The sequence below is a fragment of the Erythrobacter sp. NE805 genome (assembly GCF_046452355.1).
Taxonomy (GTDB): domain Bacteria; phylum Pseudomonadota; class Alphaproteobacteria; order Sphingomonadales; family Sphingomonadaceae; genus Erythrobacter.
Genome location: NZ_JBKFDI010000001.1, coordinates 1,254,073 through 1,275,233 on the forward strand (window position 1 = coordinate 1,254,073; position 21,161 = coordinate 1,275,233).

24 protein-coding genes are annotated in these 21,161 nt (G+C 69.1%); 13 read left to right on the forward strand and 11 right to left on the reverse strand.

Translation table 11 applies throughout. From position 1 onward, the window contains the following. Positions 1-263 precede the first annotated feature (263 nt). From hemE to ACLBKU_RS05915, 5 genes are all read left to right on the forward strand, one after another. The gene (gene hemE, locus ACLBKU_RS05895; protein ID WP_410178603.1) at positions 264-1,280 is read left to right on the forward strand and encodes a uroporphyrinogen decarboxylase; all 1,017 of its coding nucleotides are present in this window, start codon (positions 264-266) and stop codon (positions 1,278-1,280) included. A gap of 7 nt (positions 1,281-1,287) precedes the next feature. Further along, positions 1,288-1,728: a CopD family protein gene (locus ACLBKU_RS05900; protein WP_410178604.1), complete on the forward strand. Its 441-nt coding sequence runs from the start codon at positions 1,288-1,290 to the stop codon at positions 1,726-1,728. A 199-nt stretch (positions 1,729-1,927) separates the two neighbouring features. Further along, complete coding sequence (gene rho / locus ACLBKU_RS05905) at positions 1,928-3,193, forward strand: transcription termination factor Rho (RefSeq protein WP_410178605.1); 1,266 nt, start codon at positions 1,928-1,930, stop codon at positions 3,191-3,193. A gap of 63 nt (positions 3,194-3,256) precedes the next feature. After that, positions 3,257-3,649 (forward strand): BLUF domain-containing protein, encoded by a 393-nt coding sequence (locus ACLBKU_RS05910; RefSeq protein WP_410178606.1) that lies wholly within the window; start codon positions 3,257-3,259, stop codon positions 3,647-3,649. Positions 3,650-3,736: 87 nt separating this feature from the next. After that, positions 3,737-4,195: a BLUF domain-containing protein gene (locus ACLBKU_RS05915; protein ID WP_410178607.1), complete on the forward strand. Its 459-nt coding sequence runs from the start codon at positions 3,737-3,739 to the stop codon at positions 4,193-4,195. On the opposite strand, the gene ACLBKU_RS05920 is transcribed toward ACLBKU_RS05915, so the two are convergent. Genes ACLBKU_RS05920 through ACLBKU_RS05930 form a run of 3 tightly spaced genes read right to left on the reverse strand, consistent with a single transcriptional unit; the run spans position 4,143 to position 5,852 of the window. Further along, positions 4,143-4,544, reverse strand: a complete 402-nt coding sequence (locus ACLBKU_RS05920) for a nuclear transport factor 2 family protein (RefSeq protein WP_410179000.1) — start codon at positions 4,542-4,544, stop codon at positions 4,143-4,145. The genes ACLBKU_RS05915 and ACLBKU_RS05920 overlap by 53 nt on opposite strands. A gap of 10 nt (positions 4,545-4,554) precedes the next feature. Next, positions 4,555-5,157, reverse strand: coding sequence for a hypothetical protein (locus tag ACLBKU_RS05925; RefSeq protein WP_410178608.1), 603 nt, complete (start codon positions 5,155-5,157; stop codon positions 4,555-4,557). After that, a complete protein-coding gene (locus ACLBKU_RS05930) occupies positions 5,154-5,852 on the reverse strand; it encodes a dienelactone hydrolase family protein (protein WP_410178609.1) in 699 nt (232 codons plus the stop codon). The genes ACLBKU_RS05925 and ACLBKU_RS05930 overlap by 4 nt, the downstream gene beginning before the upstream one ends. Before the next feature lie 101 nt (positions 5,853-5,953). On the opposite strand from ACLBKU_RS05930, the gene ACLBKU_RS05935 reads away from it, so the two are divergent. The 6 genes from ACLBKU_RS05935 (at position 5,954) to ACLBKU_RS05960 (ending at position 11,943) form a co-directional block, all read left to right on the forward strand. Next, positions 5,954-6,205 (forward strand): DUF6489 family protein, encoded by a 252-nt coding sequence (locus tag ACLBKU_RS05935; protein ID WP_410178610.1) that lies wholly within the window; start codon positions 5,954-5,956, stop codon positions 6,203-6,205. A gap of 4 nt (positions 6,206-6,209) precedes the next feature. Beyond that, the gene (gene mnmE, locus ACLBKU_RS05940) at positions 6,210-7,496 is read left to right on the forward strand and encodes a tRNA uridine-5-carboxymethylaminomethyl(34) synthesis GTPase MnmE (RefSeq protein WP_410178611.1); all 1,287 of its coding nucleotides are present in this window, start codon (positions 6,210-6,212) and stop codon (positions 7,494-7,496) included. A gap of 181 nt (positions 7,497-7,677) precedes the next feature. Next, complete coding sequence (gene mnmG, locus ACLBKU_RS05945; protein WP_410178612.1) at positions 7,678-9,528, forward strand: tRNA uridine-5-carboxymethylaminomethyl(34) synthesis enzyme MnmG; 1,851 nt, start codon at positions 7,678-7,680, stop codon at positions 9,526-9,528. Further along, a complete protein-coding gene (rsmG, locus tag ACLBKU_RS05950) occupies positions 9,525-10,151 on the forward strand; it encodes a 16S rRNA (guanine(527)-N(7))-methyltransferase RsmG (RefSeq protein ID WP_410178613.1) in 627 nt (208 codons plus the stop codon). Before mnmG ends, rsmG begins: the two co-directional genes overlap by 4 nt. Positions 10,152-10,207: 56 nt before the next feature. After that, positions 10,208-10,984, forward strand: coding sequence for a ParA family protein (locus ACLBKU_RS05955; RefSeq protein ID WP_410178614.1), 777 nt, complete (start codon positions 10,208-10,210; stop codon positions 10,982-10,984). After that, a complete protein-coding gene (locus ACLBKU_RS05960) occupies positions 10,981-11,943 on the forward strand; it encodes a ParB/RepB/Spo0J family partition protein (RefSeq protein WP_410178615.1) in 963 nt (320 codons plus the stop codon). The genes ACLBKU_RS05955 and ACLBKU_RS05960 overlap by 4 nt, the downstream gene beginning before the upstream one ends. An 81-nt stretch (positions 11,944-12,024) precedes the next feature. On the opposite strand, the gene ACLBKU_RS05965 is transcribed toward ACLBKU_RS05960, so the two are convergent. Both ACLBKU_RS05965 and ACLBKU_RS05970 read right to left on the reverse strand, forming a co-directional pair. Continuing rightward, on the reverse strand, positions 12,025-12,942 hold the full coding sequence (locus tag ACLBKU_RS05965) for a hypothetical protein (protein WP_410178616.1): 918 nt from the start codon (positions 12,940-12,942) through the stop codon (positions 12,025-12,027). Positions 12,943-13,052: 110 nt separating this feature from the next. Next, complete coding sequence (locus tag ACLBKU_RS05970) at positions 13,053-13,553, reverse strand: GAF domain-containing protein (RefSeq protein ID WP_410178617.1); 501 nt, start codon at positions 13,551-13,553, stop codon at positions 13,053-13,055. 75 nt (positions 13,554-13,628) lie between these two features. Here ACLBKU_RS05970 and ACLBKU_RS05975 point away from each other — a divergent pair, with 75 nt between their 5' ends. Then, complete coding sequence (locus tag ACLBKU_RS05975) at positions 13,629-15,107, forward strand: PQQ-dependent sugar dehydrogenase (protein ID WP_410178618.1); 1,479 nt, start codon at positions 13,629-13,631, stop codon at positions 15,105-15,107. A 112-nt stretch (positions 15,108-15,219) separates the two neighbouring features. Here ACLBKU_RS05975 and ACLBKU_RS05980 read toward each other — a convergent pair whose 3' ends face one another. Both ACLBKU_RS05980 and ACLBKU_RS05985 read right to left on the reverse strand, forming a co-directional pair. Beyond that, positions 15,220-16,035, reverse strand: a complete 816-nt coding sequence (locus ACLBKU_RS05980) for a DUF815 domain-containing protein (protein ID WP_410178619.1) — start codon at positions 16,033-16,035, stop codon at positions 15,220-15,222. A 1-nt stretch (position 16,036) separates the two neighbouring features. Beyond that, entirely contained in the window at positions 16,037-17,779 is a 1,743-nt protein-coding gene (locus ACLBKU_RS05985; protein WP_410178620.1) for an acyl-CoA dehydrogenase, read from the reverse strand. A gap of 71 nt (positions 17,780-17,850) precedes the next feature. On the opposite strand from ACLBKU_RS05985, the gene ACLBKU_RS05990 reads away from it, so the two are divergent. Continuing rightward, positions 17,851-18,768, forward strand: coding sequence for an L-threonylcarbamoyladenylate synthase (locus ACLBKU_RS05990; protein ID WP_410178621.1), 918 nt, complete (start codon positions 17,851-17,853; stop codon positions 18,766-18,768). Here the strand turns inward: ACLBKU_RS05990 and ACLBKU_RS05995 are convergent. From ACLBKU_RS05995 to fdxA, 4 genes are all read right to left on the reverse strand, one after another. Then, positions 18,765-19,085, reverse strand: a complete 321-nt coding sequence (locus ACLBKU_RS05995; RefSeq protein WP_410178622.1) for a hypothetical protein — start codon at positions 19,083-19,085, stop codon at positions 18,765-18,767. The genes ACLBKU_RS05990 and ACLBKU_RS05995 overlap by 4 nt on opposite strands. Positions 19,086-19,124: 39 nt before the next feature. Continuing rightward, complete coding sequence (locus ACLBKU_RS06000) at positions 19,125-19,886, reverse strand: head GIN domain-containing protein (RefSeq protein ID WP_410178623.1); 762 nt, start codon at positions 19,884-19,886, stop codon at positions 19,125-19,127. Positions 19,887-20,020: 134 nt separating this feature from the next. Beyond that, complete coding sequence (locus ACLBKU_RS06005; protein ID WP_410178624.1) at positions 20,021-20,554, reverse strand: CarD family transcriptional regulator; 534 nt, start codon at positions 20,552-20,554, stop codon at positions 20,021-20,023. 265 nt (positions 20,555-20,819) lie between these two features. Beyond that, entirely contained in the window at positions 20,820-21,158 is a 339-nt protein-coding gene (gene fdxA / locus ACLBKU_RS06010; RefSeq protein ID WP_410178625.1) for a ferredoxin FdxA, read from the reverse strand. Between the last annotated feature and the right edge of the window lie 3 nt (positions 21,159-21,161).

Below are 21,161 nucleotides of genomic sequence, written 5' to 3' on the forward strand. Positions count from 1 at the left end.
CACAAGCTGGTGAGCGAATTTGCCCCCGCCCCGGCTCCTTTTCACCGGGTCATTTGCCCACACGGGACAAGTTTTGTCGACAGGCTGGGAAGAGTGGGGATAAAGCCCGCTTGACGTCCAATCCATGCGGATTCGGTGGGGGCATGGGGCGCAGGGGCAGGCTGGGGGCAATCGGGCAGGGCCCGGTAATTCCCGCTTTCCACAGGGCCAACAGACTCCATCATTCCTTTTATAAATTGAATTGATTTGCTCTAAGGAACGCCATGCCCGGTCCGCTTCTCGATACGCTCAAAGGTGTCCGCCAGGACCGCGCCCCCGTCTGGCTGATGCGCCAGGCGGGGCGGTATCTCCCGGAATACAGGGAGTTGCGCGCGGAAAAGGGGGGCTTCCTCGAGCTCGTCTACGACAGCGCGGCCGCGGCCGAGATCACCGTCCAGCCGATCCGCCGCTTCGGCTTCGACGGGGCGATCCTGTTCTCCGACATCCTGATCGTGCCCCACGCGATGGGGCAGGGGCTGACCTTCGCCGCCGGTGAAGGCCCGCACCTCGCGCCAACGCTGCTCGAGGTCGGGCTCGACAGCTTCAATCCCGCCTTCGAGCGCTTCGAGCCGGTCTACGAGACCGTGCGCCTCACCCGCCAGCAGATCGGGCCGGAGGTCACCATGCTCGGCTTTGCGGGGAGTCCCTGGACGGTCGCGACCTACATGATCGCGGGCGAGGGTTCCAAGGATCAGGGCCCGGCGCGGCTGCTCGCCTATCGCGATCCGGCGCACCTCCAGGCGATCATCGATGCCATCGTCGATGTGTCGGTCACCTACCTGCGCGGCCAGATCGATGCGGGGGCGGAGGCGGTGCAGCTGTTCGACAGCTGGGCCGGGAGCCTCGCCCCCGATCAGTTCGAGAAGTGGGTGATCGCGCCCAACGCGGCGATCACCGCAAAGCTCAAGGAAAGCCACCCGGAAACCCCGGTGATCGGCTTCCCCAAGGGCGCAGGCGCGAAGCTCCCCGCCTATGCCCGCGAGACCGGGGTCGATGCAGTGGGCCTCGACGAGACGCTCGACCCGGCCTGGGCCCACGCCTCGCTGCCTGCGGGGATGCCGGTGCAGGGCAATCTCGATCCGCTGCTGGTCGAGGCCGGGGGCCCGGCGCTGCCCGAGCGGGTGCGCACCATCATCCGCGCCTTCGAGGATCGCCCGCACGTCTTCAACCTCGGCCACGGGATCGGCCAGTACACGCCGATTTCCCACGTCGAGGAATTGCTCGCCGCGCTCAGGGGCTAGGACACGCATGGACTTCCTTCAGTCGATCTACCTCTTCCTCAAGGCGGGGCACGTGATCTTCATCGTGTTCTGGATGGCCGGGCTGTTCATGCTCCCGCGCCAGTGCATCTACATGCTCGATCATGCGCCCGGCTCCGAAGGCGAGGCCATGTGGGCGACACGGATGGGGAAGCTCCGCAACATCATCCTCACCCCCTCGCTGATCGTGGTCTGGGTGCTCGGCCTCAGCATGGCGATTTCGGGCGGATGGTTCGCCTATGGCTGGCTCCACGCCAAACTCGCGCTGGTGCTGGCGATGACGGGCTTCCACGGCTATCTCGTCGCGCAGACGAAGAAGATGGCGCGCGGCGAGCGGCCGCTGACCGAGAAGCAGCTGCGCATGATCGGCGAGGTGCCGGGCCTGCTGCTCGTGCTGATCGTGTTCCTCGTCTACCTCAAGCCATTCTGAGGCGCCCCGGCGCGCGGGGGGCCAATCGCCGATTGACCTCGCGCGGCTGCGCTCCTATCTCGGCTTCACCCATCCGGTAATGGCTGCGACATCCTGACGCGCCAAGGTCTGCTTTCTCCAAGCCCGGCCCCATCCCATCGGGGCGCCGCCTTCCAGCGGTACTGACCATCCGGCCACCTCCTGACTTTCGGAAATTTTCATGCATCTCAAGGACCTCAAGCGAAAGACCCCGGCCGAACTGGTCGCGATGGCGGAAGAACTCGGCGTCGAGGGCGCCTCGACCATGCGCCGCCAGGACCTGCTGTTCAGCATCCTGCGCGAACTCGCCGAGGACGAGGAATACGAGGAGCCGATCATGGGCATCGGCACCATCGAAGTGCTCCAGGACGGCTTCGGCTTCCTGCGCAGCCCCGAGGCGAACTATCTTGCCGGCCCGGACGACATCTACGTCTCGCCCAACCAGGTGCGCCGCTGGGGCCTGCGCACCGGCGACACGGTCGAGGGCGAGATCCGCGCCCCGCGCGACGGGGAGCGTTACTTCGCGCTGACCAGCCTCGCCAAGGTCAATTTCGACGATCCCGACGCGGTCCGCCTGCGGACGAACTTCGACAACCTCACCCCGCTCTATCCCGACCAGAAGCTGTCGCTCGATACGCTCGATCCGACGGTGAAGGACAAGAGCGCGCGGGTGATCGACATCATCGCCCCGCAGGGCAAGGGCCAGCGTGCGCTGATCGTCGCCCCGCCGCGCACCGGCAAGACCGTGCTGCTCCAGAACATCGCCAAGGCGATCACCGACAACCACCCCGAGGTGTTCCTGATCGTGCTGCTCGTCGACGAGCGGCCCGAGGAAGTCACCGACATGCAGCGCTCGGTGAAGGGCGAGGTGATCTCCTCGACCTTCGACGAGCCCGCCAACCGCCACGTCCAGGTCGCCGAAATGGTGATCGAAAAGGCCAAGCGCCTCGTCGAGCACAAGCATGACGTCGTGATCCTGCTCGACTCGATCACGCGTCTGGGCCGCGCCTACAACACCGTGGTGCCGAGCTCGGGCAAGGTGCTGACCGGCGGTGTCGACGCCAACGCGCTCCAGCGTCCCAAGCGCTTCTTCGGCGCCGCGCGCAACATCGAGGAAGGCGGCTCGCTCTCGATCATCGCCACCGCGCTGATCGATACCGGCAGCCGGATGGACGAGGTGATCTTCGAAGAGTTCAAGGGCACCGGCAACTCGGAAATCGTGCTCGACCGCAAGGTTTCCGACAAGCGCATCTTCCCCGCGCTCGACGTCGGCAAGTCCGGCACCCGCAAGGAAGAGCTGCTCGTCCAGAAGGACAACCTCTCGAAGATGTGGGTGCTGCGTCGCATCCTGATGCAGATGGGCACCGTAGACGCGATGGAGTTCCTGCTCGACAAGATGAAGGACTCCAAGACCAACGAAGACTTCTTCGCGACGATGAATCAATAGCTTGGCCCCTGCGCGCGCTGCGGGATCGGCGCGCGCGGTGGGACAGATCGGGGACGGGAATACGTGCTCAGCCAGTACCTCTACATCAGCACCGCGCCGACGCTCGGGCGCGACGAGGTCGAATCCATCCTCGCCGCGAGCGCGCGCAACAATCCGGCGCGCGGCATCACCGGGCTGCTGCTGTTCAACGGCCGCAACTTCCTCCAGCTGCTCGAGGGCGAGGAGGGCGAGGTCGCGGCGCTGATGGAGACGATCACCGCCGATCCGCGCCACGCCGGGGTCTCGGTGCTCGACTGCCGCACGATTGCGGAACGCGCTTGCCCGAACTGGGCGATGAAGCGGGTGATGATCGCCGAGAGCATCGACAGCCGCCGCGAGACGCTCGAGCGCGACCTGCCGCAGGGTCTCGACCCCGAGGTCCGCAAGATGATCGTCAACTTCGCGGTGCTGAACTAGGCGTTAGGTAAATGGCCCTAGGGGTGTGCTAGGGTCTGCTCACACCCCGATAGCTAAGGGAAAACCCTGTCCCGAGGGGTCCTTGCCTTGCGCCGAATCATCTACACGAGCCGCGCCGCGCCGGGGTGCGACCGCGCCGAGCTCATCCGCCTGCTCTACCATGCCCGCCTCAGCAACGAGGCGCGGGGCCTGTCCGGCGTGCTGCTGCACTCGCAGGGGCGGTTCCTCCAGATCCTCGAGGGGCGCACGTGGAAGTTGCTGAGTTCCTTCGAGAAAATCCGCCAAGACCAGCGCCACCGCGACGTGACGGTGGTGTGGGAACGCTCGATCGCCGCGCCGACCTTCCCCGGCTGGCCGATACGCTATTTCGACGACCGCAACCTCTTCAAGGCCCACGCGGAAATGACCGCCGCGGCCGGCGGCACCCTGCCCGCTGCGATCGAGGAAGCGCTCCAGGCCTTCGCGGTCGAGAGCCTGATGGCTGCCCCGGCGCTCAGCCCTGCGCTGCCTGAAGCTGTGCCGCCATCATCTCCCAGACCTTATTGATCGCCTTGAGCGGTCGCACCATCACCTTGAAATCGCTAATTGTTCCTTCTTCGTTCCAGCGAATGATGTCGACCCCGTTGATGGTGATGCCGTCCAATTCGGTAGCGAATTCGAGCATCGCCTCGTCGCCGTCGACCAGCTCGCGGACATAGCGGAAGCTGTCGTTCCCGAGCACCTGCGCGGCGGCGAGGAGGTAGGCCATCACCACCGGCTTGCCGACCTGCGGGGTGTGCACCACCGGCGAGTGGAACACCGCATCCTCGGCGATGAGGCCGGCCAGCACCGCGGGATCGCCCTTGCTCTCCATGTAGGCGTGCCACCCGGCGAGCCCTGCGTGTCCGTTCGCCATCATCCCCTCCTCATTGCGCGCCCGGCCAGCCGAGCAGGTCGCCGCCGCTGGGCGCTTGCTCGAGCCTGACCGGCTTGCTTGGCTTCTTCGATTTCCTCTCGCCGACCTTGTCATAGGTCCGCTGCCTGAGCTTGAGGGTGCGGGTGACCAGGTCGCCGGTCAGCAGGTTCCAGCTCGCCTCCGCGCCGTCATGCGCGTAGGTGCGGCTGTAGAGCGTCGCGTCGAGCCCGATCAGCCGCATCGCCGCGAGCTTCGGGTCCCAGCGGAAGCGGTGGGTGCTGAAGACCGCCGTTGTGCCGCCCGACAGCTCCTCGAGGGTGAGGACGTTGCCTTTGAGTTTCAGCACCCCGTCACCCAGCGGGTAGGGGTCGAGTGGCAGGGTTTCGACCGGGTTCAGCCCGAAGTCGGTGGGGCTTCGATAGCTGGTCACCACCCGCAGTTCCCGCGACTCCTCGCGCGCGGCGATGTAGGCGAGGTCGGGAAGCCCATCGCCGTTCAGATCTGCGCGCAGCTCGACCTCGACCGCCTCGCCTTCGGCAAGATCGGGCTGCGGTCCCTCCTGCGCGGCCAGCGGCGTTGCCAGCAGGAGGAGGCCGAGAAGCCCCGCTCTCACCCGAGATGCTCGGCGAAGAAGGCCGCGGTGCGGCTGTCGGCGAGGTTCGCCGCCTCCTCCCGCCGCCGCGCGCCCGTCTCGGTCGCGAAGCCGTGGTCGAGCCCCTCATAGTCGTGGAGCGTCACCTTGGGGTGATCATCCAGCCCTTCGTGCATCGCCGCCTGTGTTTCACGTGGAACAAAGCCGTCCTCGGTCGGGATGTGGAGCATCAGCGGATGCGCAATCGCGTGCTTCTCGCCGAGCAGCCCGTCGATGCCCACCCCGTAGTAGCCCACGCTCGCGTCGATGTCGGTGCGGGCCGCGGTCATGTAGGCAAGCCGTCCGCCGAGGCAGTAGCCGACGCAGCCGACCTTCGCGACGCCGAGGGTGCGGCGGATGTGGTGGATCGTCGCCTCGATGTCGCGGATGCCCTTGTCCTGGTCGAACTGCCCGAACAGGCCGAGCGCGCGCTGGAACTCGGGCTCGACGTCGGGGTCGAGCACGATGCCGGGCTCGATCCGCCAGAACAGGTCCGGCGCGACCGCGAGATAGCCCTCGGCGGCGAGGCGGTCGCACTTCTGCCGGATGCCGGGGTTCACCCCGAAGATCTCCTGGATGACGATGATCGCCGCGCGCGGGGTGCCCTCGGGCGGGGCGACATAGGCGCCGAAGCTTGCGTCGCCCTCGAGGGTGGGGATGGTGTCGTTGAGGCTCATGGAAGTTCCTCTCCTGCGGTTTGCCTTCGCAGGAAACCCTAAGCCTTGCCTTGCCCGCGTGCCAAGCGCAAATGGAGGGGAGGGAGAGGAGAGCTGGCCCCATGAAGATCAACATCGAAATCGAGTGCACCCCCGAGGAGGCCCGCAGCTTCATGGGCCTGCCCGACGTGAGCGCGGCCAACAACGTCTATGTCGAGAACCTCACCAAGGCGATGCGCGGGGTCTCGGACCCGACCCAGCTCCAGCAATATGCGACCGCGCTCGCGCCGATGGGGCAGGTGGGGCTGAAACTGTTCCAGAGCTTCGTCGAGGGCGGGATGAAGGCTGCCTCGGGATCCAAATCCTCCGAGTGACCGCGTGAGCGCCGGGGCGACGATCTTCGCGCTGTCGAGCGGCGCGCCGCCGGCGGGCGTGGGGGTGATCCGCGTCTCCGGCCCGGCGGCGCGGGAGGCTTTGCTCGCCCTCGCCGGAAGGGTGCCGGAACCCCGGCGCGCCTCGCTGGCGCGGTTGCGGGACGGCGAGGGCGCATTGCTCGACAGTGCGCTTGTGCTGTGGTTCCCCGGCCCGAACACCGCGACCGGCGAGGACCTCGCCGAGTTCCACTGCCACGGAGGCCGGGCGGTGATTGGGGCGGTGGAGCGGGCGCTCGCTGGACTTCCCGGTCTCCGGCGCGCCGAGCCGGGGGAGTTCACCCGCCGCGCCTTCGCCAACGGCCGCATCGACCTCGCCGAGGCCGAGGGGCTGGGCGAACTCCTCGCTGCCGAAACCGAGCTCCAGCGCGCGGCGGCGCTCGCCAACGCGGGGGGCGCGCTGTCGCGCCAGGTCGAGGGCTGGCGCGAGCGGGCGCTCGCGCTGTCCGCCGAAGTGGAAGGCGTGCTCGACTTCTCGGACGAGGAGGACGCCGCGGATCTGCCCGAATGTTTCACGTGGAACATTGCCGCGCTTGCGGACGAGCTACGCGCGTGGCTGGCCCGCCCCCGGTCGGAGCGGCTGGGGGAAGGTTACTGCGTGGTGCTCGCCGGGCCGCCGAATGCCGGGAAGTCGACGCTCTTCAACGCGCTCGTCGAGAGCGAGGCGGCGATCACTTCTCCGATTGCCGGGACCACCCGCGACCTGATCGAGCGCGCGGTCGCGATTGACGGGGTGCCCTTCACCTTCGTCGACACCGCGGGCCTTCGGGATCCGGAGACCGCGGATCCCATCGAGGCGATCGGCATCGACCGGGCGCTTGACGCGCTGGCGCGCGCCGACGCGGTGCTGTGGCTCGGCCCCGAGGGTGAGGGGCCGGCGGGGGCCTGGGAGATCGCCGCGCAGGCCGACCGTTACGACTTCGCAGCGAAGCGCGCTGCGCGGTTCACTGTCTCCGCCGCGACCGGGGAGGGCGTGGCAGCGCTCAAGCAGGCGCTCGTCGAGGCGGCGCGGACGGCCTTGCCGAAGCCGGGCGAGGCGGCGCTCAATGCCCGCCAGCACGCGCGGCTCACCGAAGCGGCCGAGGCGCTGGAGGCGGCGGGCGGGCTGGCCGATCCCCTGCTGATCGCTGAGGAGTTGCGGCGCGCGCGGCTCGCTTTCGACCGGTTGATCGGTCGCGCGACGACCGAGGATATGCTCGACACGCTGTTCGGACGGTTCTGCATCGGGAAGTAGCAATCGCCCCGAATGTTTCACGTGAAACATTGGTCGCCAATTTTGCCCCGATGTTTCACGTGAAACATTCCCACTCGGTTCCGCGGCTCAATGTTTCACGTGAAACATCGGAGGGCATCCACCCGCCCCTCGCGAATCGCCTTTGACGATCTGCCCCCCGGAGCCTATCTGCCGCTCCATCATGCCAAGTTTCGACGTCCTCGTGATCGGCGGCGGCCACGCCGGGGTTGAGGCTGCCTGCGCCGCGGCCCGGATGGGCGCGCGCACCGCCCTCGTCAGCTTCGACCTCGCGGCCATCGGGGCGATGAGCTGCAACCCGGCGATCGGGGGCCTCGGCAAGGGCCACCTCGTGCGCGAAGTCGATGCGCTCGACGGGGTGATCGGCCGCGCCGCCGACGCCGGGGCGATCCATTACCGGATGCTCAACCGCTCGAAGGGCAGTGCGGTGTGGGGCCCGCGCGTTCAGGCCGACCGGGTGCGCTTCCGGGCGGCGGTGCAGGCGGCGGTGCGCGGGCAGGCGAACCTCACGCTGGTCGAGGGGGAGGCGGCGGCTTTGAAGCTTGCCGGCGGGCGGGTCGCGGGGCTCGTACTTGCCGACGCGACAGTGCTCGATGCGCCGCGGGTGGTGCTGTGCACCGGGACCTTCTTGGGGGGCGTACTATTCCGCGGCGAAGAGCGCTTCGAGGGCGGGCGGATCGGCGAGAACGCCGCCAGGCGCCTCGCCGAGCAGCTGCGCGCGGCGGAGCTGCCGATGGCGCGGCTCAAGACGGGCACCCCGCCGCGGCTCGACGGGCGGACTATCGACTGGGCGGTGCTCGAGGAGCAACCCTCGGATGGCGAGACCTGGACGATGTCGCCGCTCACCGCGCGCCGGGTGAACCCGCAGGTGTTCTGCGCGATCACCCGCACCACGCAGGCCGGGCACGATGCAATTCGCGCGAACCTCCACCGCTCACCGCTGTTCTCCGGCGCGATCGCGGCGGCGGGGCCGCGCTATTGCCCCTCGATCGAGGACAAGATCCACCGCTTCGGCGACCGCGAGGGGCACCAGGTGTTCCTCGAGCCGGAGGGACTCGACACGCACCTCGTCTATCCCAACGGGATCAGCACCTCGCTTCCTGTGGACGTGCAGGAGACGGTGGTGCGCACCATGCCGGGCTGCGCTCGCGTCGAGATCGTGCAGCCGGGCTATGCGGTGGAGTACGACCATATCGACCCGCGGGCGCTGACGCCCGATCTTCAGCTCCGGGCGATCCCTGGGCTCTATTGCGCGGGGCAGATCAACGGGACGACCGGCTACGAGGAGGCCGCGGCGCAGGGGCTCGTCGCCGGGCTCGAGGCGGCGGCAGCGGCGCTCGGCAGACCGGCGCCGGCGCTCGACCGCGCGAACAGCTATATCGCGGTGATGGTGGATGATCTGACGTTGCAGGGCGTGTCGGAGCCCTACCGGATGCTCACCGCCCGCGCCGAGTATCGCCTGCGGCTGCGCGCCAACAACGCCGCGACCCGGCTGACGGGGCTGGGGATCGAAGCGGAGTGCATCGGTGCTGAACGCCGCGCCTGGTGGGAGCGGCGCGAGGATGTGCGGGCAATGTTTCACGTGAAACATTCGGAGACGATCCACGCCCGCGAACTGGCCGATCTCGGCCTGCCGGTCCGCCGCGACCACGGCGAGAAGACGATTGCCGAGTGGCTGCGCTATGACGGCGTCACCCCCGAGGCGCTCGCCCCGTGGCTCGGTGAGGTGACGGCGCTCGACCCGCTGCTCGCCGAGGAAATGGCGGAGGATGCCGCCTACGCGCCCTACCTTGCGCGGCAGGAGGCGGAGCTCAGGGACCTGCGCGCCAGCGAGGCGCTGCCGCTCCCGGCGGACTTTCCCTATGGCGAGGTGCCGGGCCTCTCCAACGAGATGGTCGAGCGGCTGAGCAAGGCGGCGCCGGGAACGCTGGCAGCGGCGGGCCGTGTGCCGGGTGTAACGCCCGCGGCGCTCTCGGCGCTGCTCGTCCATGCCCGCCGACGGCACGCCGCATGATCACCACCGAAGAGGAAGCTCGCGTCTATGTTGCCGGGCTGACCGATGCCGCGGGGATGGCGCGGCTCGAGGCTTTCGCCGTGCTGGTGCTCGAGGAGAACGGCCGGCAAAACCTCATCGCGAAGGCCACCGAGCCGCACCTCTGGCAGCGGCACATCGCCGATTCCGCGCAACTGCTGCAAAATGTTTCACGTGAAACATTGGGCGCGAATGCGGGTGGACCGTGGCTCGATCTCGGGAGCGGCCCCGGCTTTCCCGGCCTGGTGATCGCCGCGCTCTGCCCCAACATGCGGGTGGTGCTGGTCGAGTCGCGCGCTCGGCGGGTGGAGTTCCTGAACCGGGCCATCACGACGCTCGGACTGGCGAAGTGCCGGGTCGAGGGACAGCGCGTGGAGCGGGTCACGCCCTTCGCCGCCCGCGCCATTTCGGCACGCGCCTTTGCGCCGCTCCCCAAACTTCTCGAGCTATCCGCACCCTTCTCCACAAGGGCCACCCGCTACGTGTTGCCCAAGGGGCGCTCGGCGGCGCAGGAGTTGGAGAGCTTGAAGCCTTCGATTCGGGCAATGTTCCACGTGAAACATTCCTTGACCGATCCCGAGGCGGGGATCATCGTGAAGGCCTGACACGCGACACACGCCTGCAAGCCGAGGGCTGCGGGCAGGTAAGGACGGGCTGGACCATGCTGACCATCGCGATTGCCAACCAGAAGGGCGGGGTGGGGAAGACCACCACCGCGATCAACATCGCGACCGCGATGGCTGCAACGGGGTGGCGAACCCTGCTCATCGACCTCGATCCGCAGGGCAACGCCTCCACTGGACTGGGGGTGCATGCCGCGAGCCGGGAGGTATCGAGCTATGACCTGCTGGTCGACGAGGTGGCGCTCGATTCCGCGATAGTCCGATCGTCGATCCCCAAGCTCGACATCGTGCCCGCGACGGTCGACCTGTCGGGGGCCGAGGTCGAACTGGTGGCCGTCGAGGGGCGCACGCACCGCCTCGACAAGGCGCTGAAGGGCCACACGGGCCACGACATCTGCTTTATCGACTGCCCGCCCTCGCTCGGCCTGCTCACCCTCAATGCCCTGTGCGCCGCCGACACGCTGCTGGTGCCGCTGCAATGCGAGTTCTTCGCGCTCGAGGGGCTGAGCCAGCTGCTCCAGACGGTCGACCAGGTGCAGCAGCGCTTCAACCCGGACCTCGGCATCATTGGCGTGGCGCTGACCATGTACGACCGGCGCAATCGCCTGACCGACCAGGTCTCTGACGACGTGCGCGACTGCCTCGGCAAGCTGGTGTTCGAGACGGTGATCCCGCGCAACGTGCGCCTGTCCGAGGCGCCGAGCCACGGGCTTCCGGCGCTGATCTACGACCAGCATTGCAGCGGCAGCCGTGCCTACATGGCCCTCGCCCGCGAGCTGATCGGCCGATTCCCCGCAGAAAGAGTGGCAGCATGACTGACGATACCGAGCAACCTTCTGATATTGCTGCACTTTCAAGGGTTTCGACGGACAAGCCGCGGCGGCTCGGCAAGGGGCTTGGCGCGCTGCTCGGGGAGACCCGGCGCGAGGAGCCGCTGGTGCGCAGCGACGCGCCCCAGCAGGCCCCCGCCGACGGCAGTTCGCCGCTGCGGATGATCCCGATCGCGCAGATCCGCCCGCTCCCCGGCAACCCGCGCAAATATTTCGACGAGGCCGCGCTCACCGAGCTCGCCAATTCGATCGCGACGCGCGGCGTGATCCAGCCGATCATCGTCCGCCCGCATCCGGACGGAACCGGCTTCCAGCTCGTCGCGGGCGAGCGGCGTTGGCGGGCGGCGCAGAAGGCGCGGCTGCACGAGATCCCGGCGCTGGTCCGCGACCTCTCCGACCGCGAGGTCATGGCGCTCGCGCTGATCGAGAACCTCCAGCGCGAAGACCTGAGCCCGGTCGAGGAGGCGCGCGCCTATCACCGCCTCTCCGAGGAGGAGGGGATGATCCAGGTCGACATCGCCAAGATGGTCGAGAAGTCGCGCAGCCACGTCGCCAACATGATGCGGCTGATGACGCTGCCCGGACGGGTGCTCGACCTGATGGACGAGGGCAGCCTGACGATGGGCCACGCCCGCGCGCTGATCGGGCGCGACGATGCGCTGCACCTCGCCGAGATCGCGGTGGCCGAGGGTCTGTCGGTGCGCGACATCGAGACGCTCGCCCGCAAGAACACCCCGCGCCCCGAGGCCCCGGCCGAGCTGCCCTATCATCCCACCGAGCACGCCGACATCCTCGCCGTGCAGCAGCATCTCGAGGAGTTCCTGGGCCTCAGCGTCAGGATCAAGCCCGAGGTCGACCCGCGCAAGGGGGCGATCACGATCCGCTACACGACCCTCGACCAGCTCGACCTCGTCTGCCAGCGCCTCACCGGCGGCGAAATCTGAGGCTTCCCTTCCGGATGCAGAAAGCCCCGCGCGGTCGCGAACCACGCGGGGCTTTTTCTTGCCTGCCGATCCGCGGGAGCCTCAGCGGCCCTTGATCATCTTCGGGGTAGGGCGCGGGGTCGGGGCGGGGATGATCCGCTCGGCGCCGGGGACGGTGTAGGTCTCGTAGCGCTCGCTCTCGCGCACCACCACTTGCTGCTGCACCTCGGTGCGCACCGGCACCAGCACCACCTGCGGCGGCGGGGCGTAGGTGTAGCCGTAGCTGTAGCCCGCGGGGTAGCCGTAGCCGTAGTTGTAGGCGGGCGCGGCGTAGGCCGGGTAGGGGGCAGGGTAGGCGATCTCGCGGCTGGCAATGCGCGCGCCCGGGGCGCCGTAGGTCGAGAGGTAGCTGTCGAGCGCGGCCTCGCAGTCGTAGCGGTTCTTCTTGCGGTCGCCGTCGAAGAGGCTGCCGATCAGGCCGCCGAGCAGTCCGCCGCCCCCGACACCGAGCGCCGTGCCGAGCACCCGGTCACCCGCGCCGGCGATCTCGTAGCCGGCAAAGCCCCCGGCGATCGCGCCGAGGAGGCCGCCGATGATGAGGCCCGTCTTGTCGCGGCTCTGGCCCGCGGTGCGGCGGCGGCACTCGTCGATCCACTGCTGCCGCTCGAACACCTGCGGGGCGGCGCCGTAGAAGCCGGTCGCGGCGACGGGGACTGCGGCGGCATAGCCTTGGGTGTAGCCGCCCGCGAAGCCGCCTTGCGAAACGGGAGCCGCGGCGGGCGCGGGGCGCGGGGCGTCGATGCGGCGGGTGCGGGTGATGGTCTCGACCCCGTTCACCGTGGTCACCGTCTCGCCGGTGTAGATCGGGGCGGGAGACGGCGCGCTGCGCATGTCCCGCGGCAGCGTGCGCACTTCGGCCTCGCTGAGCGGCGGGAGGTCCGCATAGTTCTGCGCCTGGGCGAGCGCCGGAGCGGCGAGCGCCATAGCGGCGAGCGGCAGGGTGGTGAGACGCTTGAGCATGGAAATTCCCCCTCGAGGTCAGCCGGGTAAGCCGATGGTTAGCGAAAGCCTAACACCGATTCTCGGGCCCGCCCAAGCGATGCCAGCGGCCTTGTCCCGTTTCGGGAAGCTCAGATGCGGTCCGCGAGGAGGCGGGCGAGCGCTTCGATCCCTGCGGCATCCTCGGCGGTGAAGCGCGCGGGGGAGGGGCTGTCGAGGTCGATCACCGCGATCGTGGCGCCGTCACGCAGGACGGGGACGACCAGTTCGCTCGCGCTGGCGGCGTCGCAGGCGATGTGGCCGGGGAAGGCGTGGACGTCCTCCACAAGTTGCGTGGCGCGACTTTCCGCCCCCGTCCCGCACACGCCCTTGCCGAACGGGATGCGGATGCAGGCCGGGCGCCCGACGAAGGGCCCGAGCACCAGTTCCTCCCCGCCGCCGTCCTTCGCCGGGCCGACCCGGTAGAAGCCCGCCCAGTTGAGGTCGGGAAGGAACTCCCACAAGAGCGCCGCGACATTGGCCATGTTGGCGACCGCATCGGGCTCCCCCGCGGTCAGCGCCTCGGCGGCGGCGAGGAGGTCGCGGTAGAGCTCGGCGGCGGGGAGCGGCTCGGCGGGCTTGAAGTCGTACACGGGGCGAGTGGCCTTTCATCGCGAGCCGCCAAGGTCATGGTTGCCGCGCGGGCGGCCCGGCTCTATTTCCCCCACATGGCCATCTTCCGCAAAATCGCAATCGTCCTCGCCGTGATCCTCGTCATCGCCGGGGGCGCCTTCTGGTACCTGAGCCGGGGCGACACCGCCGATCTCACCGTCGACGAGGTCGCCGGGACCGATCCGACGCTCCAGAAGGAGCAGGCCGAGAGCTTCCCTACCGTTCAGGTCGCCGAGCCGGTCGGCTGGCAGCCGGGCGAGGCGCCGACTGCCGCGGAAGGCCTCGAGGTGGTGCGCTTCGCCGAGGGGCTCGAGCACCCGCGCACGCTCTACACCCTCCCCAATGGCGACGTGCTGGCGAGCCTCACCCGCGCCCCCAAGGAAGAGGCGAGCGGCGGCGGGATCATGGGCGCGATCACCGCCTGGGTGGCCGACCGGCTGCTTACCAAGGCGGGGGCGACCGGGCCCTCGCCTAACCGGATCGTGCTGCTGCGCGATGCCGATGGCAACGGCACCGCGGAAACGAAGCAGGTGATCCTCGACAAGGGACTCGATTCGCCCTCGGGCCTCGCCTGGCGCGACGGGACGCTCTACGTCGCCAACCACAATGCCCTGCTCGCATTTCCCTATCAGCTTGGGAGCACCGCGGTCACGGGCAAGCCCGTCAAGCTGATGGACCTCGCCCCGGGCGGCGGCCACTGGATGCGCAACCTCGCGCTCTCGCCCGACGGGACGAAGCTCTACGTCGCGGTCGGCTCGCAGACCAATATCGGGGAGAACGGCATGGCGGCCGAGGAAGGCCGGGCGATGATCTGGGAATACGACCTCGTGGCCAAGCGCCAGCGCCAGTTCGGCGTCGGCCTGCGCAACGCCAACGGGCTCGACTTCAGCCCCTGGTCGGGCGAGCTGTGGACGACGGTGAACGAGCGCGACATGCTCGGCAGCGACCTCGTGCCCGACTACCTCACCAACGTGCCGATCGGCGCGCAATACGGCTGGCCCTGGGTCTATTACCGCACCAACATCGACCGCCGGGTGAAGGCGCCGATGCCGCGCTTCCTGATGGAATATGTGAGGAAGCCCGAATACGCGCTCGGGCCGCACGTCGCAGCGCTGGGGATGGTGTTCTCGAAGGAGGGCAATCGCATGGGCAGCGGCTTCGATGGCGGCGCCTTCATCGCGCGGCACGGCTCGTGGAACCGCAAGCCGCCCTCGGGCTACGACGTGGTGTTCGTCGACTTCGACGCGCGCGGCAACCCGGTCGGCAAGCCCAAGCCGGTGCTGACCGGCTTCCTCAAGAGCGACGGGACGACCCGCGGCCGCCCGACCTGGGTGACCTGGGCCGGGGACGGCGCGCTGCTGGTCTCGGACGACACTGCCGGGATCGTCTGGCGCGTGCGCTCGCCTTCCGCGAGCCCCGCACCCGCGATCGCGCGGCTCGAGGGCGAGCGGCTCCCCCCGCGCGAGCTCAAGGACCCCCGCGCGGAATTCGAGGCCGACTACCTGCGCGAGCAGGCGGGGCAGAAGCTGAATTGACCGAATTCCCACCCGCCCTGAGCTTGTCGAAGGGCTGCACTTCTCTTCACAGCGCGAGGCTCCGAATAAGGACAGTGCTTCGACAAGCTCAGCACGAACGGACTTCTATTCTCTAGAGCCTCAGCCCCGCGCGCCCCGCGATCTCTGTCGCGAATTGCAGCGCGGTGCGGCCCGAGCGATTGCCGCGCTGGATCGCGAAGGCCATCGCCTCCTCCGCGTCGAAGCCGAGGCCCAGCGGCGCAAGGTATCCGGCGACAACCGCGAGATAGGTTTCCTTGTCCGCCGGGTGGAACCCCAGCGTCAGCCCGAAGCGGTCGGCGAGCGCCAGCGCATCGTCCCGCTCGTCGCGTTCGTGGAGCGCCGCGCTGGTGTCCTCGCGTTCGACGATCGCGCGGCGGTTGGCAGTGACGGCGAGGCGGATCTGCGCCGGGCGCGGGGCGACGCCGCCGTCGAGCAGGCTTCTGAGCGCCAGCATCTCCGCCCGCCCGTCGGCGCCGAAGCCGAGGTCGTCGATGAACAGCAGAAAGGCGCGCGGCTGCTCCGCCAGTGCCGCTATCAGCGCGAGGAAGGTCGGCAAGGTGCGGGGCGCGAGCTGGACCAGCGCCAGCGCGCCGGTCTCCTTCTGCACGTCGGCGACTGAGGCGCGCACCAGCGCCGACTTGCCCATCCCGCGCGCGCCCCACAGCAGCACGTCATGCGCCGCCGCGCCGTTCGCGAGCCGGGCGCAATTGTCGCGCAGCGCGCGGGCTTGCGCTTCCACCCCGAGCAGGCGCCCCAGCGGAAGCGCGTCGATCACCGGCACCGCGCGCGCGTGCCGACCCTCCCAGACATAGGCCGGGGCGGCGAGCCAGTCGGTCGGCGGCGGAGGCGGGGGCGCGATCCGCTCGAGCGCGGCGGCAATCCGCTCCAGCTCGCCCCCTTCGCTCATGTCAGCCGACCAGCGCTTCGGCGGGAAGCGCGTAAAGGAGGTCGGCCCCGGCCGTGGCAGAAGCTTCGAGCCCTGCCGCTTCGGGGACGATGCGATCGAGGAAGAAGCGCACCGTCACCGGCTTGGTCGCGGCGAGCTCGGGCGCGGCCCCGGCGGCGACCGCCGCGGCCTGCTTCGTCAGCTGCCACCCGGCAACCGCGACGGCGGCCATCGTGCAGAAAGGCACGCTTCCCGCGAGCCGGTCATCGAGGCTTGCCTCATCCTGCATCCACAGCGCCACGCGGGCGCAGTCCCGCGCCAAGGCGCACAGCGCCGGCTCTTCGGCGGCTTCGCGGGCGATAGTGTCGAACAGCGCCACAATCGCCTCGCCGCCGTCCAATCCGAGCTTGCGGGTGACGAGGTCGGCGGCCTGGATGCCGTTGGTGCCCTCGTAGATCGGGGCGATGCGCGAATCCCGCCAGTGCTGGGCCGCGCCGGTCTCCTCGACAAAGCCCATGCCGCCGTGGATCTGGATGCCGAGCCCTGAGACCTCCACGCCGACATCGGTGCCCCAGGCCTTGATCAGCGGCACGACGATCTCGCCGCGCGCCTTTGCCGCCTCGTCGCCGAGGTTGCCGCGGTCGACCTGCCCCGCGCAGTAGTAGAGCAGCGCGCGCACGCCTTCGGTGAGCGCCTTCATCCGCAGGATCATCCGGCGCACATCGGGGTGCTCGATGATCGCCACGGGGGTCTTGTCGGGCGATCCCGCGCGGGCCGACTGCACCCGGTCGCGGGCATAGGCGAGCGCCTGCTGGGTCGCCCGCTCGGCGATCTGCGCGCCCTGGTTGCCGACATTGATCCGCGCGTTGTTCATCATCGTGAACATCGCCGCGAGCCCCTTGTTGGGCGCGCCGACGAGCTCGCCGATGCACTCGCCGTTGTCCCCGTAGCTCATCACGCAGGTCGGCGAGGCGTTGATGCCGAGCTTGTGTTCGAGGCTGACGCAGCGAAGGTCGTTTTTCGGGCCGAGGCTGCCGTCGGCGTTGACGTGATACTTGGGCACCACGAACAGCGAGATCCCGCGCGATCCCTCGGGCGCGCCGGGGAGGCGGGCGAGGACGAGGTGGATGATGTTCGAGGCGAGGTCATGCTCGCCCCAGGTGATGTAGATCTTCTGGCCGGTGATCCGGTACTTGCCCGCGTGCTCGCCGTCCTCGATGAGTTCCGCTGTCGAGCGCAGCGCGCCGACATCGCTCCCGGCGGCGGGCTCGGTGAGGTTCATCGTGCCCGACCACTCGCCGCTCACCAGCTTGGGAAGGTACATCGCCTGTTGCGCTGGCGAGCCGTGGTGTTCGAGCGCCTCGATCGCGCCAACGCTCAGCATCGGGAGCAGAGTGAAGGCCATGTTTGCCGCGCCGAGGTTTTCCAGCACGTTGCAGGCGAGGGTGAAGGGCAGGCCCTGCCCCCCATGCGCGACCGGCGAGGCGATGGCGTTCCAGCCCTGCTCGACATAGGCGCGGTAGGCGGCCGCGAAGCCCTCGGGCAGGCGCACCACGCCGTTCTCGAGTTTCGCGCCCTCGAGGTCGCCGATCCGGTTCAGCGGCGCGAACTCGCCGGCGGCGAACTGGCCGACGCCTTCGACGATGGCCTCGACGAGGTCGGGCTCGGCATGGGCGAAGCGCTCGGTCTGCGCCAGCTCGTCGATCCCGGCATTGATGCGGATGGCGAGCAGCTGGTCGGCGGTCGGCGGGGTGAAGGGGGTCACGTGGGAAGTCCTCGAGGTCAGGGAAGCGGCCCGCTCTTGGCAGGGCGGGCAAACGAATATAGCGCCGGGCCATGAGCGGCAAGGACGTTACGGAAGTGCGGCTGGCGGACGCCGTGGGGATCGCCGCGGCGGCGCGTTGCCTCGAATCGGGCGGGCTCGTCGCGGTGCCGACCGAGACGGTTTACGGGCTCGCCGCCCGCGCCGACAGTGCCGAGGCGGTGGCGCGGATCTATGCCGCGAAGGGCCGCCCGGACTTCAACCCGCTGATCGTCCATGTCGCCGGGCTCGCGCAGGCGGAGCATTACGCCATCATCTCCCCCGAGGCCCGCGCGCTGGCCGAGGCGCATTGGCCCGGGCCGCTGACGCTGGTGCTGCCGCGCCGCCCCGACGCCGCACTCGCCGCCGCGGTGACGGCGGGGCTGCCGACCGTCGCCCTGCGCGCGCCCGCGCACCCGGCGATGCGCGCGCTGCTCGAGAGCGTCGCCTTTCCTCTCGCCGCGCCCTCGGCCAACCGCAGCGGCTTCATCAGCCCGACCACCGCCGCTCACGTGCTCGCTTCGCTCGACGGGCGGATCGACATGGTGCTCGACGGCGGGGCGACGCGCGCGGGGGTGGAATCGACCATCGTCGCGGTGCGCGCCGACGGCACCGTGGAGGAGCTGCGCCCGGGCCCGCTCGCGATCGGCTCACAGAGTGGCGGAGGGGCCATCGAGGCTCCGGGCCAGCTCGCCAGCCACTATGCGCCGGGCAAGCCGGTGCGGCTCAACGCCGCGGAGGCAGAACCGGACGAGTTCCACATCGGCTTCGGCGCTGTCGCGGGCGACATCACGCTGTCGGAGAGCGGTGACGTCGCCGAGGCCGCCGCGCGCCTCTACGCCGCGCTCCACGAAGCGGCCCGCGCCCCTCAGCCGCGCATCGCGGTCGCGCCGGTGCCGGAGGAGGGCGTGGGCCGCGCGATCAACGACCGGCTGCGGCGCGCGGCGGCCTAGTCCGGGCGCTCTTCGGCGGAGAGCGCTTCCCACTCGGCCTTGATCGCCTGGGCCTTGGCGCAGGCCTCGTCGTCGCCGTCGCCGCAGCGCTCGATCTCTCGATCGTAATCGCGCGCAAGCTTGCCGATCCGCTCCTCGCGCTGGCGGATCGCGCGGCCGCGCTTTTCGTCGGCCTCGGACTGGCTGGTAGTGGCGGCGTCGACCCCCTTGCTCACCGCCTTGACCGGCAGCGTCACGACGTCGACTGCCGCGCGGGCAAGGCATCCCTGGAGAGCGACAAGGGCGAGCCCGAGGGCGAGGAGGCGCGGTACGGTCATCGCGCGAGTGTCACCCGCGCACGGCCGGAAGGCAATCCGTTATTGCGCAGGGGGCGCGATCGTGCCCGTCGCCCCCGCGGGGCTGCACGTCAGCGTGCCCGAGCCGAAGGCGTTGACGGTGCACTTGGCGGTGCCGGTGACCTTCACGTCGCCCGCGCCGCCGATATTCGCCTCGACCGTGCCGTCCGAGGCGAAGGCGACGTCGCCGCTGCCGCCGATCGACACCTCGGCCTTGTCGGCCTTCAACTGCGGCATGACGATCTTACCGCTCCCGCCGATCAGGACCTCGAGCGCCTTGGCGGTGCCGGCGCCCTGCACCGTGCCGCTGCCGCCGATGTTGATCTCGAGCTTCTCGGCGGCCACCTTGCCGAACTCGACCGTGCCGCTCCCGCCTATGTTGATCGCCGCGGTGCTGGCGAGCGCCGGGGTCTTCACCGTGCCGGAACCGCCGATCACGATCTGTTTCGGCGCAGGCATCGTGACGCGGATCACCGCACTGCTCTCGCCGGTCCAGCCCTTCTCGCGGCTCACGGCGATGACCTCCTTGTCGCGCACGAAGCGCAGCGAATCGGTATCCGCGCCCTCGACCTTGAGCGAGAAGGTGTTGCCTTCGGTGACCACCACGGTGTCGCCGGAGCCGAGGATGACGTCGGTGGGCGGCGGCCCCGCGATCTCGACCTCCGACAGCGGCACGCCCTTCTCGCCGTTGATTTCGACATCCCCGTCGAGACATCCCCCGAGCATCAGGGTGAGGGCGGCGAGCGTGCCGGGCGCGAGACGGCGGAGGTCGGGGCGGATCATGCGGAGTCTCCCTCAGGCGGGTTGGCGTATTGCTAATGTAATACACCGCAGTCCGCGGCGCAAGCGCTCGGGCACAAGCAAAAAGGGCCGCCCCGCGGGGCAGCCCTTCCTGTTCGCTTTAGCGCGGAGAAGCCTCAGGCTTCCTCGGGGCTCTCGTAATATTGCGGCGCGTGCTCGCGCAGCACGTCGAGGATCTTGCCGAGCGCGGTGGGCTCGTCGGTTTCCTCCATCGCCGCCAGTTCGCGGGCGAGGCGGCTCGAGGCGGCCTCGAAGATCTGCCGCTCGGAATAGGACTGCTCGGGCTGGTCTTCCGGGCGGAACAGGTCGCGGGTCACCTCGGCGATCGAGACGAGGTCGCCCGAGTTGATCTTCGCCTCGTATTCCTGCGCGCGGCGCGACCACATGGTGCGCTTCACCTTGGGCTTGCCCTTGAGGGTCTCCATGGCCTGCTTGAGCGTCTTGTCCGACGACAGCTTGCGCATCCCGATGGCTTCGACCTTGTTGACCGGCACGCGCAGGGTCATGCGCTCCTTCTCGAACCGCAGAACGTAGAGTTCGAGCTGCATTCCGGCGATCTCCTCCTTCTGGAGTTCGACCACCCGGCCGACGCCGTGCTTGGGGTAGACAACATAATCGCCGACGGTGAATGCGTTCGCGGTGCTTGCCATGCACGTTCCTTTCAATCGGCCGATCCGGGCAACGGAGAGAGGGACGGCTGACCCGGCGGCGCGACCCTACCCCTCACGAGGCGTGCGCCGGGTGCGGAACGTCCAGTTGGGGGGTTGCTGGTGTCGGGCCTTCCTAGGTTTTCAACGCTGCGCGAGCCTCGGCTCTGCGCGGTCGGGACATCATATAACACGCCTGCAACAAAATTGCGAGTCGCTGATTGCGGGCATCTGCGGAGTTTCACATCTGCGAGAAGCCGCAGGAATGTCAGTCCCCGTCGCCGGGCGCGTCGCTGAAGTACTTCTCGAACTTGCCCTTCTCGCCCTTGTGCGCGTCGGCATCCTCGGGCGGGGCCTTCTGGCTGGTGATGTTGGGCCACACGGCGGAGAACTTGGTGTTCAGCTCCAGCCACTTCTCGAGACCGTCCTCGGTATCGGGGAGAATCGCCTCGGCCGGGCATTCCGGCTCGCACACGCCGCAATCGATGCATTCGCTGGGGTTGATCACCAGCATGTTCTCGCCCTCGTAGAAACAGTCGACCGGGCACACTTCCACGCAGTCGGTGTACTTGCACTTGATGCAGTCTTCGGTGACGACGTAAGTCATTGC

Excerpts from the sequence above, each read along its gene's own strand:
- ACLBKU_RS06000 (WP_410178623.1), bottom strand. The coding sequence starts at position 19,886 with ATGATCCGCCCCGACCTCCGCCGTCTCGCGCCCGGCACGCTCGCCGCC.
- mnmG (WP_410178612.1), top strand. The coding sequence starts at position 7,678 with ATGCCAAGTTTCGACGTCCTCGTGATCGGCGGCGGCCACGCCGGGGTT.
- rho (WP_410178605.1), top strand. The coding sequence starts at position 1,928 with ATGCATCTCAAGGACCTCAAGCGAAAGACCCCGGCCGAACTGGTCGCG.
- ACLBKU_RS05955 (WP_410178614.1), top strand. The coding sequence starts at position 10,208 with ATGCTGACCATCGCGATTGCCAACCAGAAGGGCGGGGTGGGGAAGACC.
- ACLBKU_RS05975 (WP_410178618.1), top strand. The coding sequence starts at position 13,629 with ATGGCCATCTTCCGCAAAATCGCAATCGTCCTCGCCGTGATCCTCGTC.
- fdxA (WP_410178625.1), bottom strand. The coding sequence starts at position 21,158 with ATGACTTACGTCGTCACCGAAGACTGCATCAAGTGCAAGTACACCGAC.
- rsmG (WP_410178613.1), top strand. The coding sequence starts at position 9,525 with ATGATCACCACCGAAGAGGAAGCTCGCGTCTATGTTGCCGGGCTGACC.
- ACLBKU_RS05900 (WP_410178604.1), top strand. The coding sequence starts at position 1,288 with ATGGACTTCCTTCAGTCGATCTACCTCTTCCTCAAGGCGGGGCACGTG.
- ACLBKU_RS05920 (WP_410179000.1), bottom strand. The coding sequence starts at position 4,544 with ATGGCGAACGGACACGCAGGGCTCGCCGGGTGGCACGCCTACATGGAG.
- ACLBKU_RS05995 (WP_410178622.1), bottom strand. The coding sequence starts at position 19,085 with ATGACCGTACCGCGCCTCCTCGCCCTCGGGCTCGCCCTTGTCGCTCTC.
- ACLBKU_RS05990 (WP_410178621.1), top strand. The coding sequence starts at position 17,851 with ATGAGCGGCAAGGACGTTACGGAAGTGCGGCTGGCGGACGCCGTGGGG.
- ACLBKU_RS05930 (WP_410178609.1), bottom strand. The coding sequence starts at position 5,852 with ATGAGCCTCAACGACACCATCCCCACCCTCGAGGGCGACGCAAGCTTC.
- hemE (WP_410178603.1), top strand. The coding sequence starts at position 264 with ATGCCCGGTCCGCTTCTCGATACGCTCAAAGGTGTCCGCCAGGACCGC.
- ACLBKU_RS05965 (WP_410178616.1), bottom strand. The coding sequence starts at position 12,942 with ATGCTCAAGCGTCTCACCACCCTGCCGCTCGCCGCTATGGCGCTCGCC.
- ACLBKU_RS05980 (WP_410178619.1), bottom strand. The coding sequence starts at position 16,035 with ATGAGCGAAGGGGGCGAGCTGGAGCGGATTGCCGCCGCGCTCGAGCGG.
- ACLBKU_RS06005 (WP_410178624.1), bottom strand. The coding sequence starts at position 20,554 with ATGGCAAGCACCGCGAACGCATTCACCGTCGGCGATTATGTTGTCTAC.
- ACLBKU_RS05960 (WP_410178615.1), top strand. The coding sequence starts at position 10,981 with ATGACTGACGATACCGAGCAACCTTCTGATATTGCTGCACTTTCAAGG.
- ACLBKU_RS05935 (WP_410178610.1), top strand. The coding sequence starts at position 5,954 with ATGAAGATCAACATCGAAATCGAGTGCACCCCCGAGGAGGCCCGCAGC.